The sequence below is a fragment of the Synechococcus sp. R55.2 genome (assembly GCF_047462075.1).
Lineage (GTDB): Bacteria > Cyanobacteriota > Cyanobacteriia > Thermostichales > Thermostichaceae > Thermostichus.
The window spans coordinates 1-783 of sequence record NZ_JANSIH010000187.1; the positions used below are offsets into that span (position 1 = coordinate 1).

A 783-nucleotide genomic window follows, 5' to 3' on the forward strand; every position below is an offset into this window, starting at 1 on the left:
ATCAGCGCGAGACCCTGCTTGCCCTGGCCCTATTTCTTCATGACCAAGAGCGCTATGAGGAAAGTGAAGCTCTCTTCCGGCAGGCACTGCTGGCTTATCCCGAGGATGCCGAGATATACAGCAATTTTTCAGCTCTGTTGCAAGAGATTGGCAAATGGCCTGAAGCGCAAGCGGTTGCCTTGCGGGCAATTGAGCTTAACCCAACCTATGCCGACGCTTGGGTCAACTATGGAAGTGCGCTGTTGGGAAGTGGCGAAAGGGAGCGAGCTGCAAGCGCCTACCAAGCGGCACTGCAGTTCAACCCACAGCGGGTAGAAGCACTCTACTGGCTTGGACGATTGGCCGCAGTTAACCATGACTTTCCCAAGGCGCTGGATTACTTTGACAAAGCCCTAACCCTTTGTCCCCACTTTGTTGAGAGCCTCCTGGCAAAGGTAGTAGTCTACGAGTTTTCTGACCAACTCCAAGAAGCAGAAAGCTGTGCGCGCCTTGCCCTGCAGAAAAAGCCGCACCACTTCGACGCCCATCTAGCTTTGGCCTTTGCTTTGGCAGCTCAAGGAAAGGATGGGGAAGCTGAGGAAGTGTTACAGGCGGCCCGCCAATGTAGACCCCAGCCCTCCGATGCGGCCGAGCGGATCCTTGACACCCAGATTGCGGGTCGGCTTCACTTACCAGCCATCCCCGAGTCCCAAGCGGCCATTGCCCACTGGCGAGCTCGCTATCGGGAGGGCCTTAACGCTCTGCTGGACCTGCCTGGAACCTTGACCGACCCAACCCAATACT

1 protein-coding gene is annotated in these 783 nt (G+C 56.4%); it reads left to right on the top strand.

The window, feature by feature from the left end:
• On the top strand, positions 1-783 hold a 783-nt coding region (locus NW838_RS06490), incomplete at both ends, for a tetratricopeptide repeat protein (RefSeq protein ID WP_414427728.1).